Source organism: Mesorhizobium caraganae, from assembly GCF_016836705.1.
Lineage (GTDB): Bacteria > Pseudomonadota > Alphaproteobacteria > Rhizobiales > Rhizobiaceae > Mesorhizobium > Mesorhizobium caraganae.
Window position 1 is genome coordinate 1 of sequence record NZ_JAFCGY010000164.1, and the last position, 426, is coordinate 426.

The 426-nt window shown below is 70.9% G+C and carries 1 pseudogene; it reads right to left on the reverse strand.

Annotation, left to right across the window (positions count from 1 at the left end):
- Window positions 1-417 (reverse strand): annotated as a pseudogene (locus tag JQK88_RS35785) (hypothetical protein); the annotation flags it as partial.
- Window positions 418-426: the final 9 nt, after the last annotated feature.

The following is a 426-nucleotide window of genomic DNA, read 5'->3' on the forward strand; positions in this document are numbered from 1 at the left end:
GATGCTGCCTTCGACCACCGCCGGATGCCGCGCCAGCCGCTCGAGGAATTCGATGTTCGACTTCGGCCCGGCGATCTCGCTGTCGGCCAGCGCCGCGCGCAGCCGCGCCAGCGCGCGTGGGCGGTCGCTGTCGAACACGATCAGCTTGGCGATCATCGGGTCGTAGAAGATCGTCACCGTGTCGCCTTCGATCACGCCCGAATCCAGGCGCACGTGCGCGTCGGCGGCCGGCAGGCGCAGGCGTTCGAGCTTGCCCGAGCCGGGCAGGAAGCCGGCTTCCGGGTCTTCGGCGTACAGGCGCACCTCGATGGCGTGGCCGCGCTGGACGATGGCGTCCTGCGCCAGCGGCAGCGGCTCGCCTGCGGCCACGCGCAGCTGCCATTCGACCAGGTCCAGACCGGTGACCAACTCGGTCACCGGGTGCTC